At 72.3% G+C, this 13,764-nt stretch carries 9 protein-coding genes; 7 read left to right on the top strand and 2 right to left on the bottom strand.

Going from position 1 to position 13,764, the window contains the following annotated elements:
• On the bottom strand, positions 1-5,630 hold a 5,630-nt coding region (locus ABZY33_RS25800), incomplete at its 3' end, for an SDR family NAD(P)-dependent oxidoreductase (RefSeq protein ID WP_356494049.1).
• Positions 5,631-5,935: 305 nt separating this feature from the next.
• On the bottom strand, positions 5,936-6,796 hold the full coding sequence (locus ABZY33_RS25795) for a 1,4-dihydroxy-6-naphthoate synthase (RefSeq protein ID WP_356494048.1): 861 nt from the start codon (positions 6,794-6,796) through the stop codon (positions 5,936-5,938).
• Positions 6,797-7,173: 377 nt separating this feature from the next.
• On the opposite strand from ABZY33_RS25795, the gene mqnE reads away from it, so the two are divergent.
• The 7 genes from mqnE (at position 7,174) to ABZY33_RS25760 (ending at position 13,753) form a co-directional block, all read left to right on the top strand.
• Positions 7,174-8,337 carry an aminofutalosine synthase MqnE gene (gene mqnE / locus ABZY33_RS25790; RefSeq protein WP_356494047.1) on the top strand — a complete coding sequence of 388 codons (1,164 nt, stop codon included), beginning with the start codon at positions 7,174-7,176 and terminating at the stop codon, positions 8,335-8,337.
• 85 nt (positions 8,338-8,422) lie between these two features.
• Positions 8,423-8,722, top strand: coding sequence for a ferredoxin (locus ABZY33_RS25785; RefSeq protein ID WP_356494046.1), 300 nt, complete (start codon positions 8,423-8,425; stop codon positions 8,720-8,722).
• Positions 8,723-8,818: 96 nt separating this feature from the next.
• Positions 8,819-9,580, top strand: a complete 762-nt coding sequence (locus tag ABZY33_RS25780; protein ID WP_356494045.1) for an alpha/beta fold hydrolase — start codon at positions 8,819-8,821, stop codon at positions 9,578-9,580.
• 69 nt (positions 9,581-9,649) lie between these two features.
• Complete coding sequence (locus tag ABZY33_RS25775; RefSeq protein WP_356494044.1) at positions 9,650-10,549, top strand: menaquinone biosynthesis protein; 900 nt, start codon at positions 9,650-9,652, stop codon at positions 10,547-10,549.
• Between the two features lie 33 nt (positions 10,550-10,582).
• On the top strand, positions 10,583-11,788 hold the full coding sequence (gene mqnC / locus ABZY33_RS25770; protein ID WP_356494043.1) for a cyclic dehypoxanthinyl futalosine synthase: 1,206 nt from the start codon (positions 10,583-10,585) through the stop codon (positions 11,786-11,788).
• A 109-nt stretch (positions 11,789-11,897) separates the two neighbouring features.
• Positions 11,898-12,902 (top strand): ATP-binding cassette domain-containing protein, encoded by a 1,005-nt coding sequence (locus ABZY33_RS25765; RefSeq protein WP_356494042.1) that lies wholly within the window; start codon positions 11,898-11,900, stop codon positions 12,900-12,902.
• Entirely contained in the window at positions 12,902-13,753 is an 852-nt protein-coding gene (locus tag ABZY33_RS25760) for an ABC transporter permease (protein ID WP_356494041.1), read from the top strand. Before ABZY33_RS25765 ends, ABZY33_RS25760 begins: the two co-directional genes overlap by 1 nt.
• The last annotated feature ends 11 nt before the right edge of the window (positions 13,754-13,764 follow it).

Below are 13,764 nucleotides of genomic sequence, written 5' to 3'. Positions count from 1 at the left end.
TCCACCGCCTCCCACGACGCCTCCAGCAGCAACCGCTGCTGCGGATCCATCGCCAACGCCTCACGCGGCGACACCCCGAAGAACTCCGCGTCGAAGTCGCCCACGTCCGACAGGAAACCGCCGAGCCGGGTGTAGGCGGACGGGGTGGAGCCGTCGCCGTCGAGATCGTTCAGGGCGCCGAGGTTGTCCCAGCCGCGGTCGGCGGGGAAGTCGCCGATGGCGTCCTCGCCTTGCCGGAGCAGGTCCCAGAACTGTTCGGGGGTCTCGACGCCGCCGGGGAAGCGGCAGCCCATGCCGATGACGGCGATGGGCTCGTCGGCCGGGGGAACGGCGCGGGCCGCGGGGGTCCTGGTGGAGTCGGAGGGGTCGGCCAGGCCGGCCGGTGCCAGTTCCGCCAGGAGGAGTTCCGTGACGGCTTCGGGCGTCGGGTGGTCGAAGACGAGAGTCGCGGGCAGGGGTGTGCCGGTTGCCTGGGAGAGGGTGTTGCGCAGTTCGAGGGCGGTCAGGGAGTCGAGACCCAGTTGCGTGAAGGGTGTGTCGGGGCGGATCTGCGTACCCGGGGCGTGTCCGAGCACGGTCGCCAGCGCTGTGCGCACCAGCTCGTCGACAGCGTCCCTGCGGCGCGCCTCCGGCAGCCGCAGGAGGCCGAGCGGCGAATCCGCCTGCGTGGCGGAGGTGGCGGCCGTACGCAGGGCCGGGCGGCCGGCCAGCGTGCGCAGCAGCGGGGGCAGCCGGTCGGCGGCCCGGCGCAGGGCCGTGCGGTCGAGGCACAGCGGCAGCGGCACGCTCCCGATAGGTGTCAGGGCGCGGTCGAAGAGGTCGAGGGCGTCCTCGGTGGGCAGGGCGCCGATGCCGTTCCGGGCGGCGCGGTCCTGGGCGGCGCCGGTGCGGTTCCGCGTCATCGTGCTGTCCGCTTCCCACAGGCCCCAGGCGATGGAGACCGCCGGCCGGCCCTCCGCGCGCAGGCGGGTGGCGTAGGCGTCGAGGAAGGCGTTCGCGGCGACGTAGTTGCCCTGTCCGGGTCCCGAGAAGGCGGCGGCGGCCGAGGAGAAGAGGACGAACGCCGAGAGGTCGAGGCCGCGGGTCAGTTCGTGGAGGTTGACCGCCGCGTCGACCTTGGGACGCAGCACGGTGGCCAGTCGGTCGTGGGTCAGCGAGGTGATGATGCCGTCGTCGAGTGATCCCGCGGCGTGCACCACGGCGCCGAGCGGGTGTGCGGGCGGCAGGCTGTTGAGCGCGTCGGCGAGGGCGTCGCGGTCCGCTGCGTCGCAGGCGACGACGGTGGTCCGGGCTCCCAGGGCCGTGAGTTCGGCCGTGAGTTCGGCGGCGCCGGGGGCCTGCGTGCCGCGCCGGGTGACAAGGAGCAGGTGGCGGACTCCGTGCCGGACGACGAGGTGGCGGGCGACGGCCGAGCCGACGCTGCCGGTGCCTCCGGTGATGAGGACGGTGCGGTCCGTCGGGAAGGCGCCGCCCCGCTGCTCGACGGCGTCCGGGGCGAGCGAGAGGTTCGGGGCCAGGAACTGACCTGCGCGTAGCGCGAGTTCGTCGTGGCCGTACCGTGCGGCGCTCTTGAGCTCCTCGTCGGTGGGGGTGGTGTCGGCGTCGAGGAGCAGGATCCGTCCGGGGTTCTCCGAGGCCGCGGACTTCACCAGGCCCCGGACCGCGGCGGTGGCCGGGTCCGGCACGGTCTCCCCGTCGAGGACGGCGGCCGCGCCGCGCGTGAGCACCAGCAGGCGCGCGCCGGCCGCTCGTGGAGCGGTGAGCCAGCCCTGCAAGAGAGTAAGGGCCCGGGAGGTGGCGGTGTGCACCGCGGCGGCCACGTCCGTGCCGGACCCGGCCCCCGCGTGGGCCTCGGCTTCGACGGCGCTCCAGGAGACGACGACCAGGTCAGGGAGAGGGGCGTCCGAGGTCTCGGCCAGAGCGGCGAGCAGCTCGTCCGGTGTGTGCAGCGCGGTGGTCGGGTCCTGTTGCGGCGCGATGGTGGCGGCAGGGTCGAGCGGACTCCACGTGACGGTGTACAGGTCGCTTCCACGCCTGCGCGTGGTGGCGGGGAGCCGGTCGGGGTCGAAGGGCAGGTCCGTGACGCCGCGGGCGGTGAGGACCGGGGCCCCGGCGCCGTCCAGGAGCCTGAGCGAGGCTTCTGTCTCCGAGCGCGCTATGACGTGCAGCCGTACGTGCGTGGCGGCACGCGCGTGGACGGCGAGGTCGGACCAGGACACGAGGCGGGGAACGGAACGGCCGAGCGCGCCGATCGCCACGAGTGCGCTGTCGAGCAGCAGGGGGTGTACGGCGAATCCGACCGCCTCGGCCGCCTTCGTCTCCGGGAGGGCCGCCTCGGCGAACACCTCCTCGCCCAGGCGCCAGGCCGCGGTCAACACCCGCGGCTCCGCCGGGAAGTCCAGCGTCTCGTACAGCTCGTCCAGGTCTACGGGGGTCGCGCCGGGTGGGGGCCACACCCCCGCCGGCTCGGTGTCGGCCGAGTCGGCCGTGTCGACGTGGGTGGTGAGGATGCCGTGCGCGTGCCGGGTCCAGGGCCGGGACGCGTCGGCGAGGTCGGGGTCGTAGGGCCGTGCGTACAGGGCGAAGGTCCAGCGCTGTTCGCCCGCCACTGCCTCGGTGACGGTCTGGATCTCGGTCTCGCCGGTGCCGGGCAGCGGCAGCGGCTCGTCGACGTGCAGTTCGGTGAGGCGGTGGGCGCCGAGGGCGCGCCCTGTGTGCAGCGCCAGGTCGGTGAGGACGGAGGCGGCGACGAGGGTCCCGCCGCCGGTGGCGAGGCCGGCCAGCCAGGGTTGCGTGCGTGCCGAGAGGCGGCCGGTCGCCACCACGCCGTTGGAGTCGGCGAGGCCGATCCCGGCGGAGAGGAGCGGGTGTTCACCCCGGTGCCCGAGGCGACCGGCGACCGGGTCAAGCCAGTAGCGCTGCCGCTGGAAGGGGTAGGTCGGAAGCAGGACCGGCTCCGAGGTGTCCGGCAGCAGGGCTCCCCAGTCGACCGTCCGGCCGGAGGCGTGCAGCGTCGCGAGCGCGGCGACTGCCGTCCGGGGCTCGTCCCGGTCCTTGCGCAGCACGGGAACGAGAACCGTGCCGTCGGCCCCGCCGTCCGGGAGGCAGTTCTGGGCGAGGGCGGTGAGGGTGCCGTCCGGGCCGATCTCCAGGAAACGTGTCACGCCCTGGGCGGCCAGGGCACGCACACCGTCCGCGAAACGCACCGCTTCCCGCACGTGCCGCACCCAGTACTCGGCCGACGCCAACTCGCCCTCGGTGGCGAGACGTCCGGTCACATTCGACACGACGGGGATCGACGGGACCGCGTACGTGATCCGCTCGGCCACCGCCCGGAAAGCGTCGAGCATCGGCTCCATGAGCGGCGAGTGGAAGGCGTGCGAGACGCGCAGGCGGGAGGTGCGTCGGCCCTGTTGCTTCAGCGCTTCAGCGACCGCGGTGACAGCTGCTTCGGCGCCCGCGATGACGACAGCCCGCGGCCCATTGACGGCCGCGATCGACACTCCCTCGACCAGCAGCGGAAGCACCTCCGCCTCCGCCGCCTCCACAGCCACCATCACGCCACCGGCGGGCAACTCCTGCATCAGCCGGCCACGCGCCACCACCAGCGCACACGCATTCTCCAGCGACATCACCCCCGCCACATGCGCGGCAGCGATCTCACCGATGGAGTGCCCCATGACGAAGTCCGGACGAACCCCGAACGACTCGACCAAGCGATAAAGCGCGACCTCCACCGCGAACAACGCGGGCTGCGTCCACTCCGTACGAGCCAGGCGCTCGGCGTCATCACCGAAGACGACGTCCCGCAGCTCCTCCCCCGCCTGCGCGCACACCGCATCGAAAGCCGCCGCGAACACCGGGAACGCGTCGTACAGTTCACGCCCCATCCCGAGCCGCTGCGCACCCTGGCCCGCGAACAAGAACGCCGTCCTGCCTCCGCGGCGGGCGGTGCCGGTGACGACGTCGGGTGAGGTGCCGTCGCCCGCGAGGGACGTGAGGGCGGCGGTGAGGCTGTCACGGTCGGTTCCGAGGACGACGGCGCGTTGTTCGAAGAGGGAGCGGTGGGCGAGGGTGTGGGCGACGGCCCGGCAGTCGGTGTCCGGGTCTGTGCCGAGGTGGGTCAGGAGGGCGGTGGCCTGGTCCTTCAGGGCTTCGGTGGTGCGTGCGGAGAGGGTCCAGGGGATCACCGGCGGGAGCGGGCGGGTGGCGGGCGCGTCGTCCTCCTGCGTCTCCGCCGCTTCTGGCGCGGGTGCCTCTTCCAGGATGACGTGGGCGTTGGTGCCCGAGACGCCGAACGCGGACACCCCGGCGCGCCGGGGGCGGTCGGTGGGTGGCCAGGCGACGGGTTCGGTGAGGAGGCGTACGTTGCCCTCGGTCCAGTCGACCTTCGTGGTGGGGGCGTCGACGTGCAGGGTGCGGGGCAGGCCCGCGTGGCGCAGGGCCATGACCATCTTGATGACGCCGCCGACACCGGCGGCCGCCTGGGTGTGGCCGATGTTCGACTTGAGGGAGCCCAGCCACAGCGGGCGTTCGGCGGGCCGGTCCTGGCCGTAGGTGGCGAGCAGGGCCTGTGCCTCGATGGGGTCGCCGAGGCTGGTGCCGGTGCCGTGCGCCTCGACGGCGTCGACGTCCTGGGGGGTGAGGCCGGCGGAGGCGAGGGCCTGGCGGATGACGCGCTGCTGGGAGGGGCCGTTGGGGGCGGTGAGGCCGCTGCTGGCGCCGTCCTGGTTGACGGCCGAGCCGCGGATCACGGCGAGTACGGGGTGGCCGTTGCGGCGGGCGTCGCTGAGGCGTTCGAGGAGCAGGACGCCGGCGCCCTCGCCCCAGCCGGTGCCGTCAGTGGCGTCGGCGAAGGACTTGCAGCGGCCGTCGGGCGCAAGGCCGCGCTGGCGGCTGAACTCCAGGAAGGTGACCGGGGTCGACATGAACGCGACGCCCCCGGCGAGGGCGAGGTCGCACTCGCCCTGGCGCAGGGACTGCACGGCGAGGTGCAGGGCGACGAGCGAGGAGGAGCACGCGGTGTCGACAGTGAGGGCGGGCCCCTCGAAGCCGAAGGTGTAGGAGACGCGGCCCGACGCGATGCTCGCCGCGCTGCCGTTGCCGAGGTAGCCCTCGACGCCGGGGGGCGGCTCGGGGAAGCGGGTGGCGTAGTCGTTGTACATGACTCCGGCGAAGACGCCGGTGGCGCTGGAGCGCAGGTCCGAGGGGCGCAGTCCGGCCCGTTCGAGGGATTCCCAGACGAGTTCGAGCAGCAGGCGCTGCTGGGGGTCGGTGGCGAGCGCCTCGCGCGGTGACATGCCGAAGAAGGCAGGGTCGAAGTCGGCGGCGTCGTGCAGGAAGCCGCCTTCGCGGGTGTAGCAGGTTCCGGGGGTCGCCGGGTCGGGGTCGTAGAGGCCGTCGAGGTCCCAGCCGCGGTCGTCCGGGAACGCGGTGACGCCGTCGGTGCCGGTGTCGACGAGGTGCCACAGCTCCTCGGGGGTACGGACCCCGCCGGGGTAGCGGCAGCTCATGGAGACGACGGCGATCGGTTCCGTCGCCCTGCTCTCGACCTGGCGCAGCCGGGCGCGGGTGCGCTGCAGGTCGTTGGAGACGCGGGTCAAGAAGTCGTGCAGCTTGTCCTCGCTCACAGGGCGGTCTCCCTTCGGCGGCGGGCACGCTGGCTCCGCCGGTGGGCACGGGGGTATCGGGCGGGCCCCGGCGCCTTGTGGGCGCCGGGGCCGGTGAGGGGCGGGCGTGCCACCCGATGCCCTCGTGGGGACAGGCCGTGGCGCTCCCGGTGCCGGGCCTGTCCCTGGGGCCGATTATGGGAAGGGCCGGGCCGGTGTACGGGCTGTCGGCGGGGTGCTCTAAGAGAACTTCTAGCGTTGCCGGCCGGCGCGGGGTCCGTCCGTGAGCTGGGCGTCCGGCGGGGACGGCCGCGCACCGGCCCGGCTTACAGGGCGAGGGTCGTGGCGAGGACGCTGTCGGGGACGCGGGGCAGCAGGCCGAGGTCCGCGGAGCGGTCGAGCAGGGCGCGCACGGCGTGCAGGCCGTTCTCGCCGAGGTCGGCGGTGAACTCGTTGACGTACAGGTCGATGTGCTGGTCGGCGACGTCGGGTTCCATCTCCTGTGCGTGGTGCAGGACGTAGGCGCGGGAGGCTCCGGGGTCGCGGCGGGCGGCCCGGACGGAGGCGCGGGTGGCGTCGGCGAGGCCGCGCAGGAGGGGTGTTCCGAGGGAGCGGCGGGCGACGATGGCGCCGAGCGGGATGGGCAGTCCGGTGCGCTTCTCCCACTCCTCGCCCATGTCGGCCGTGCAGTGCAGGCCGTAGCGGCCGTAGGTGAAGCGGGCCTCGTGGATGACGAGCCCGGCGTCCACGAGGCCGTCGCGGACGGCGGGCATGATCTCGTGGAACGGCAGGACGACGATCTCTCCGACGCCGCCGGGCACGGCGTCGGCCGCCCACAGCCGGAAGAGCAGGTAGGCCGTGGAGGTGGTGCTGGGGACGGCGACGCGTGCCCCGGCGAGCGCGGCGGGTTCGCCCGGCTCCGCGACCAGGACGAGCGGGCCGCAGCCGTGTCCGAGGGCGCCGCCGCAGGGGAGCAGCGCGTAGTCGTCCAGGATGTGCGGCAGGACGCCGTAGGAGACCTTCAGGATGTCGAGTTCGCCGCGCCGGGCCTGGCCGTTGGTGATGTCGATGTCGGCGAGGGTGAGGTCCACCTCGGGGGCGTCGGGGAGCAGTCCCTGGGTCCAGGCGTGGAAGACGAAGGTGTCGTTGGGGCAGGGGGAGTGCGCGAGGGTCAGCGGTGCCGGCATGGGGTCCCCTTCGTGGGATGTGCGGTGGGCGGACGTGTCCTCAGCAAAGCCGTTGCGGATGTGGGGTTTTCCCCAGACTGCCCTCCACGAGGATGGGGGAGCCCCACCCGACGCGGCGTCGGTGCCCGCCGACGGGCCCGGGGTCCGCGGCGGCCGGATCCTCGGCCGCTCCCGCGGGCCCGTGACGGTCCACGGCTTGCGACGGAGTGTCCGTGTGGTGCGGTCCCGGCCCTCGTGCCCGCCCCTCTTCGGGCACGAGGGCCAAGACTGTGGCCCGTCCGCGCCGGTCCGCCCCGGGCTCACCGGCGAGGCATCCGCGCCCCGTGCGCAGTCCCACTACGCGTGCCGCCAGGCACTGAACGAGGAGGTTTCCGGCCATGGACGCTGGGCTCAAGCGCGAACTGGAGGAGAAGGTCTTCTCCGGTGAGCGGCTGTCCCGCGAGGACGGCATCGCCCTGTACGAGTCGGACGACCTGGCGTGGCTGGGCGGTCTGGCGCACGAGGTGCGCACGCGCAAGAACGGTGACGTGGTGCACTTCAACGTCAACCGGCACCTCAATATGACCAATGTGTGCACCGCCTCGTGCGCCTACTGCTCCTTCCAGCGCAAGCCGGGCGAGCAGGACGCGTACACGATGCGCATCGAGGAGGCCGTCCGCCTGGCGAAGGCGATGGAGAACGAGCACCTCTCGGAGCTGCACATCGTCAACGGCCTGCACCCGAACCTGCCGTGGCGCTACTACCCGCGTTCGCTGCGTGAGTTGAAGAAGGCGCTGCCGCACGTCGGCCTGAAGGCGTTCACGGCCACCGAGATCCACCACTTCGAGACGATCAGCGGGATGAGCGCGTCCGAGATCCTCGACGAGCTGATCGACGCCGGCCTGGAGTCGCTGACCGGTGGTGGCGCGGAGATCTTCGACTGGGAGGTCCGTCAGCACATCGTGGACCACCGCACCCACTGGGAGGACTGGTCCCGGATCCACCGCCTCGCGCACGAGAAGGGTCTGAAGACCCCGTGCACCATGCTCTACGGGCACATCGAGGAGCGCCGCCACCGCGTCGACCACGTGCTGCGCCTGCGTGAACTGCAGGACGAGACGGGCGGTTTCCAGGTCTTCATCCCGCTGCGCTACCAGCACGACTTCGTGGACATGAAGGACGGGAAGATCCGCAACCGGCTGCAGGCGCGCACCACCATGGCCACCGGCGCCGAGGCCCTGAAGACGTTCGCGGTCTCCCGGCTGCTGTTCGACAACGTCCCGCACGTCAAGGTCTTCTGGGTCATGCACGGTGTCCAGACGGCGCAGCTCGCCCTCCAGCACGGTGCCGACGACATGGACGGCTCGGTCGTCGAGTACAAGATCACGCACGACGCCGACAACTACGGCACCCCGAACAAGCTGACCCGCGAGGACCTCCTCGACCTGATCCGCGACGCCGGCTTCCGCCCGGTCGAGCGGAACACCCGCTACGAGATCATCCGCGAGTACGACGGTCCCGACCCGGCCCGCCGCGAGGCGCCGCAGCCGATGCGCGTGTGACCCCCGAGCACCTCTCGTGAACCGGCGCGCACGACCCACCTCACATGCGTGCGCGCGCCAAGACGACACTGCCAGGCAGGTGTGTATGTCCCCGCAGACAACGAACGACGAGGACCTGGAAGTCTGGATCGACCAGGACCTGTGCACCGGTGACGGTATCTGTGCCCAGTACGCGCCCGAGGTGTTCGAGCTGGACATCGACGGACTCGCCTACGTCAAGAGCGACCAGGACGAACTGCTCCAGGCGCCGGGTGCGACGACGCCGCTCCGCCTGGAGCTGCTCACCGACGTGGTGGACTCGGCCAAGGAGTGCCCCGGCGAGTGCATTCACGTGCGCCGGGTCTCCGACCAGGTCGAGGTGTACGGCCCCGGGGCCGACGACTGATCCCGCCTCCCCTCCCTCGCGGTCACCGAGCGCCGCCCGGTGGCCGCGGGGGCCGGGCACGGGCACACCGACCTACCGGAAGGACACGTACGTCCCATGAGTTCCCCCACCGACAACCTGTGGATCCGCAGGTTCCGGCCCTCCCCCGGCGCCGCCGAGCGGCTGGTGTGCTTCCCGCACGCCGGTGGTTCGGCCAGCTTCTACGTGCCGGTCGCCGGCGCGCTCAGCCCCCGCGTCGACGTCGCCGCGATCCAGTACCCCGGGCGGCAGGACCGGCGGCTGGAAGAGGGCCCCGCCTCGGTGGCGGACCTCGCCGACCAGGTCGCCGGGGCCCTCGCGGCGTGGGACGACGACCGTCCGCTGACCTTCTTCGGCCACAGCATGGGCGCGCTGGTCGCGTTCGAGGTGGCGCGCCGCATGGAGCGCACCGGGTCCGGGCCGGTCCGGCTGTTCGCGTCGGGGCGACGGGCGCCGTCCCGCGTCCGGGACGAGCGTGTCCACACCCTCGACGACGACGGTGTGATCGCCGAACTGCGGGCGCTCGCCGGCACGGACGCCCAGGTCCTCCAGGACGAGGAGCTGCTGCGCATGGTGCTGCCGGCGATCCGCAGCGACTACCGGGCGGTGGAGACCTACCGCTGCGACCCGGGGGCGACCGTCAGCTGTCCCGTGACCGTCCTGACCGGTGACGCGGATCCGCGGACGACGCTTGCGGAGGCACACGCCTGGAGCGAGCACACCACGGCCGGTTCGGACGTGCGGGTCTTCACCGGCGGTCACTTCTTCCTCTCGGAGCGGCCCGCCGAGGTCCTGGCCGTTCTCGACGAGCACTTCGCCGCCCCCGCCCGCCAGGGCTGACCGCCACCCGCCCCTCCTCCCCCTTGCTCCCCCGTCTTTCCCCTCGACCCGTTCCGGGAGTTGTGCACGATGACCGAGCAACTCGCCCCCGAGTACGCGCAGTCGACGCCGGTGCGCCGACGCCGTCCCCGGGTGGGCCACATCCAGTTCCTCAACTGCCTGCCACTGTTCTGGGGGCTTGCGCGCACCGGCACCCTCCTGGACATGGACCTGCGCCCCGACACGCCGGACGGTCTCAACGACGCTCTCGCGGCGGGCGAGCTCGACATGGGCCCGATCAGCCTCCTCGAGTTCCTGCGTCACGCCGACGACCTGGTCGCACTGCCGGACATCGCGGTCGGCAGCGACGGTGACGTCATGTCCTGCCTGATCATCAGCCAGGTGCCGCTGGAGGAGCTGGACGGGGAGCGCGTCGCGCTGGGCTCGACCAGCCGCACGTCCGTGCGGCTCGCGCAGCTGCTCCTCGCCGAGCAGGTCGGCGTGCGGCCCGAGTACTACGTGTGCCCGCCGGACCTGCGCACCATGATGGCCGAGGCGAAGGCGGCGGTGGTCATCGGTGACGCCGCGCTGCGGGCGGCGCTGCACGAGGCGCCCCGGATGGGACTCCAGGTGCACGACCTGGGCCGCATGTGGAAGCAGTGGACGGGGCTGCCGTTCGTCTTCGCCGTGTTCGCCGCGCGCCGTGACTTCCTCGCCCGGGAACCGGAGCTGGTGCGCCGGGTCCACGCGGACCTGCTCGCCTCCCGCGACCTGTCGCTGACGGAGGTGGCCAAGGTCTGCGAACAGGCCTCCCAATGGGAGGAGTTCGACGCCTCGACGCTGGAGCGCTACTACACCACGGCTCTCGACTTCACCCTCGGCGCCGCGCAGCTCGCCGGCATCACCGAGTTCGCCCGCCGGGTCGGCGGCGGCGACGAGGGGTTCCCGCCCGACGTCGCCGTCCGGCTGCTCGACCCCGCCGCCTCCTGAACCGTTCACCGTCACCGGAAAGGCCAGGACACCATGTCCCGACCCGCACAGCATCCGCTCCAACCCGTGCTCGACCGTGCCGCGGCCGGTGGGCGGATCACGCCGGAAGAGGCCCTGGACCTCTACCGTGACGCTCCGCTGCACGCGCTGGGTGCCGCCGCGGACGCCGTACGCCGCCGTCTGTACGCGGACACGGAACACATCGCGACGTACATCATCGAGCGGAACATCAACTACACGAACGTGTGCGTCACGGCGTGCAAGTTCTGCGCCTTCTACGCCGCCCCGAAGGACACCGCCAAGGGCTGGACGCGGGACCTCGACGACATCCTTCGCCGCTGCGCCGAGACCGTCGAACTGGGCGGCACCCAGATCATGTTCCAGGGCGGCCACCACCCCGACTACGGCGTCGAGTACTACGAGAAGCACTTCTCCGCGATCAAGGAGGCCTACCCGCAGCTGGTCATCCACTCGCTGGGCGCGTCCGAGGTCGAGCACATGGCCCGGATCTCGAAGGTCTCCGTCGAAGAGGCGATCACCCGCATCCACAAGGCGGGCCTGGACTCGTTCGCGGGCGCCGGGGCCGAACTGCTGCCGGCCCGGCCGCGCAAGGCGATCGCGCCGCTGAAGGAGTCCGGCGAGCGCTGGCTGGAGATCATGGAGACCGCGCACGGGCTCGGCGTGGAGTCCACCTCGACCATGCTGATGGGCACCGGTGAGACCAACGCCGAGCGCATCGAGCACCTGCGCATGATCCGCGACGTACAGGACCGCACGGGCGGCTTCCGCGCCTTCATCCCGTACACGTACCAGCCGGAGAACAACCACCTCAAGGGGCGCACGCAGGCCACGCTCTTCGAGTACCTGCGCATGATCGCCATCGCGCGCCTCTTCCTCGACAACGTCCGCCACATCCAGGGCTCCTGGCTGACCACCGGCAAGGAGATCGGCCAGCTCTCCCTGCACTACGGCGCGGACGACCTCGGCTCGATCATGCTGGAGGAGAACGTCGTCTCCTCCGCCGGCGCCAAGCACCGCTCCAACCTGGTGGAGCTGCTCACCCTGATCCGGGGTGCGGGCCGCGTCCCGGCGCAGCGCAACACGGTCTACGAGCACCTGGCCGTCCACGACGACCCGGCCAACGACGCCGTCGACGAACGGATCGTCTCGCACGTGTCCTCCACCGCGATCGCGGGCGGCACCGCCCACCCCGAGCTGAAGCTGATCGCCGCCACCTGAGCGCGGCCGCGTGTCCGGGGCCCACACGTGTGGGCCCCGGACACGCGCTTTCGCTCATCCCCACACGCGGTGCCATCCCCCACCCCTGCACACGAGGACGGAGAAGCCCATGGCAGGCGCCATTCACGCCACGGGTCTGGTCAAGACCTTCGGCGAGGTCCGGGCCGTGGACGGAGTAGACCTTGACGTGCCGGAAGGCGGCGTGCTCGGACTGCTCGGCCCCAACGGAGCGGGCAAGACCACGATCGTGCGACTGCTCACCACCCTGCTGCGCCCCGACGCGGGAACCGCCGTCGTGGCCGGTCACGACGTGGTCCGCGCACCGGACGGGGTCCGGCTCTCGATCGGGCTCTCGGGCCAGTTCGCGGCCGTGGACGACCGGCTGACGGGCCGTGAGAACCTCCGCATGATCGGCGAACTGTACGGCCTGCGCACGCGGGCCGCCCGGCAGCGGACCGACGAGCTCCTCGACCGGTTCGATCTGAGCGCGGCCGCCGACCGGATGTCGAGCACCTACTCCGGCGGCATGCGGCGCCGCCTCGACCTGGCCTGCGCGCTGGTGGTCCGGCCCGCGGTGATGTTCCTCGACGAACCGTCCGTGGGCCTCGACCCCACCAGCCGGCTGATGCTGTGGGACGCCATCGAGGACCTGGTCGCCCAGGGCACCACGCTGCTGCTGACCACCCAGTACCTGGAAGAGGCCGACCGGCTGGCCCGGGACATCGCCGTGGTCGACCACGGGCGGATCATCGCGCGGGGCACCCCGCGCGACCTGAAGGCGCAGGCGGGCGGCCAGCACATCGAGGTCGTCGTCGCCTGGCCCGAGCAACTCGACCCGGCCGCGCGCCTGTTGGCCCGGTTCGGCACCCGCACCCCGGACGTGGACCGGCCGCGCGGCACGGTCTCCGTGCCCGTCGACGGCGGGGTGCGGCTGCTGACGGAGGTCATCGCCGCCCTCGACGAGGACGGCATCGAGATCACCGACATCGGACTGCGCCGCCCCACGCTGGACGAGGTCTTCCTCGCCCTCACCGACGACACCCCCACCGACGACACCCCGCGGGACCCCGGACGCACGGCGGTCGGCGCCGGCGCGCCGAGCGAGAAGGAGTGATGAACGTGTCGGCAGCGGCACCCCCCGTACCCGATTTCCGGCCCGGCACGGCCGCCAAGTCCGTGCGCGACGTCCTCGTCGTCACCCGGCGCAATATGATCCGGATGGTGCGGATCCCCGAGGTCCTCATCCTCAGCCTGGTCCAGCCCGTGGTCTTCGTGCTGCTCTTCGCGTACATCTTCGCCGGGTCGTTCAGCCTGCCCGGCGCGGAGGGCGCCACGGCGTACCGCGAGTACATGATGCCGGGCTTCTTCGCGCAGACCATCGCCTTCGCCACGGCGAGCAACAGCAGCGTCAGCATGGCCAACGACGTACAGAGCGGCATGGTGGACCGGTTCCGGTCGCTGCCCATGGCGCGCGGCGCGCTGCTCACCGGCCGTACTGTCGCGGACCTGGTGCAGAACACCATCATCGTGGCCGTGATGATCCTGTGCGCGCTGATCGTCGGCTGGCGCATCCACCACGGACTGCTGCGCGCCGTCGCGGCGTTCGCGCTGCTGCTGCTCCTGGGCTACGCGCTGTCGTGGGTGGGCGTCGTGATCGGTCTGTCGGTACGCGCCCCGGAAGCGGCGGCCACCAGCAACTTCCTGTGGCTGTTCCCGCTGACGTTCCTGTCGAACGCGTTCGTGGCGCCCTCCACGCTGCCGACCGTGCTGCGGTGGGCCGCGGAGTGGAACCCGCTCAGCGCCACGGTGCAGGCGGCCCGCCAGCTGTTCGGCAACCCGGGGCTGACCGCCACGGGCGCCTGGCCGGCCCAGCACCCGGTCCTGGTGTCGCTGGGCTGGTCGGTGCTGATCGCCGTGGTGGGCCGGACCCTCGCGGTACGCCGCTACCGTTCGTCCGGCTCGTGAGGGGGGACCCG

Source organism: Streptomyces sp. NPDC006552 (genome assembly GCF_040611655.1).
Classification (GTDB): Bacteria; Actinomycetota; Actinomycetes; order Streptomycetales; family Streptomycetaceae; genus Streptomyces.
The sequence above is the reverse complement of the archived record's forward strand: the minus strand, read 5'-3'. Positions and strand labels throughout refer to the sequence as shown.

Excerpts from the sequence above, each read along its gene's own strand:
- ABZY33_RS25760 (WP_356494041.1), top strand. The coding sequence starts at position 12,902 with ATGAACGTGTCGGCAGCGGCACCCCCCGTACCCGATTTCCGGCCCGGC.
- mqnE (WP_356494047.1), top strand. The coding sequence starts at position 7,174 with ATGGACGCTGGGCTCAAGCGCGAACTGGAGGAGAAGGTCTTCTCCGGT.
- ABZY33_RS25795 (WP_356494048.1), bottom strand. The coding sequence starts at position 6,796 with ATGCCGGCACCGCTGACCCTCGCGCACTCCCCCTGCCCCAACGACACC.
- ABZY33_RS25780 (WP_356494045.1), top strand. The coding sequence starts at position 8,819 with ATGAGTTCCCCCACCGACAACCTGTGGATCCGCAGGTTCCGGCCCTCC.
- ABZY33_RS25775 (WP_356494044.1), top strand. The coding sequence starts at position 9,650 with ATGACCGAGCAACTCGCCCCCGAGTACGCGCAGTCGACGCCGGTGCGC.
- ABZY33_RS25765 (WP_356494042.1), top strand. The coding sequence starts at position 11,898 with ATGGCAGGCGCCATTCACGCCACGGGTCTGGTCAAGACCTTCGGCGAG.
- mqnC (WP_356494043.1), top strand. The coding sequence starts at position 10,583 with ATGTCCCGACCCGCACAGCATCCGCTCCAACCCGTGCTCGACCGTGCC.
- ABZY33_RS25785 (WP_356494046.1), top strand. The coding sequence starts at position 8,423 with ATGTCCCCGCAGACAACGAACGACGAGGACCTGGAAGTCTGGATCGAC.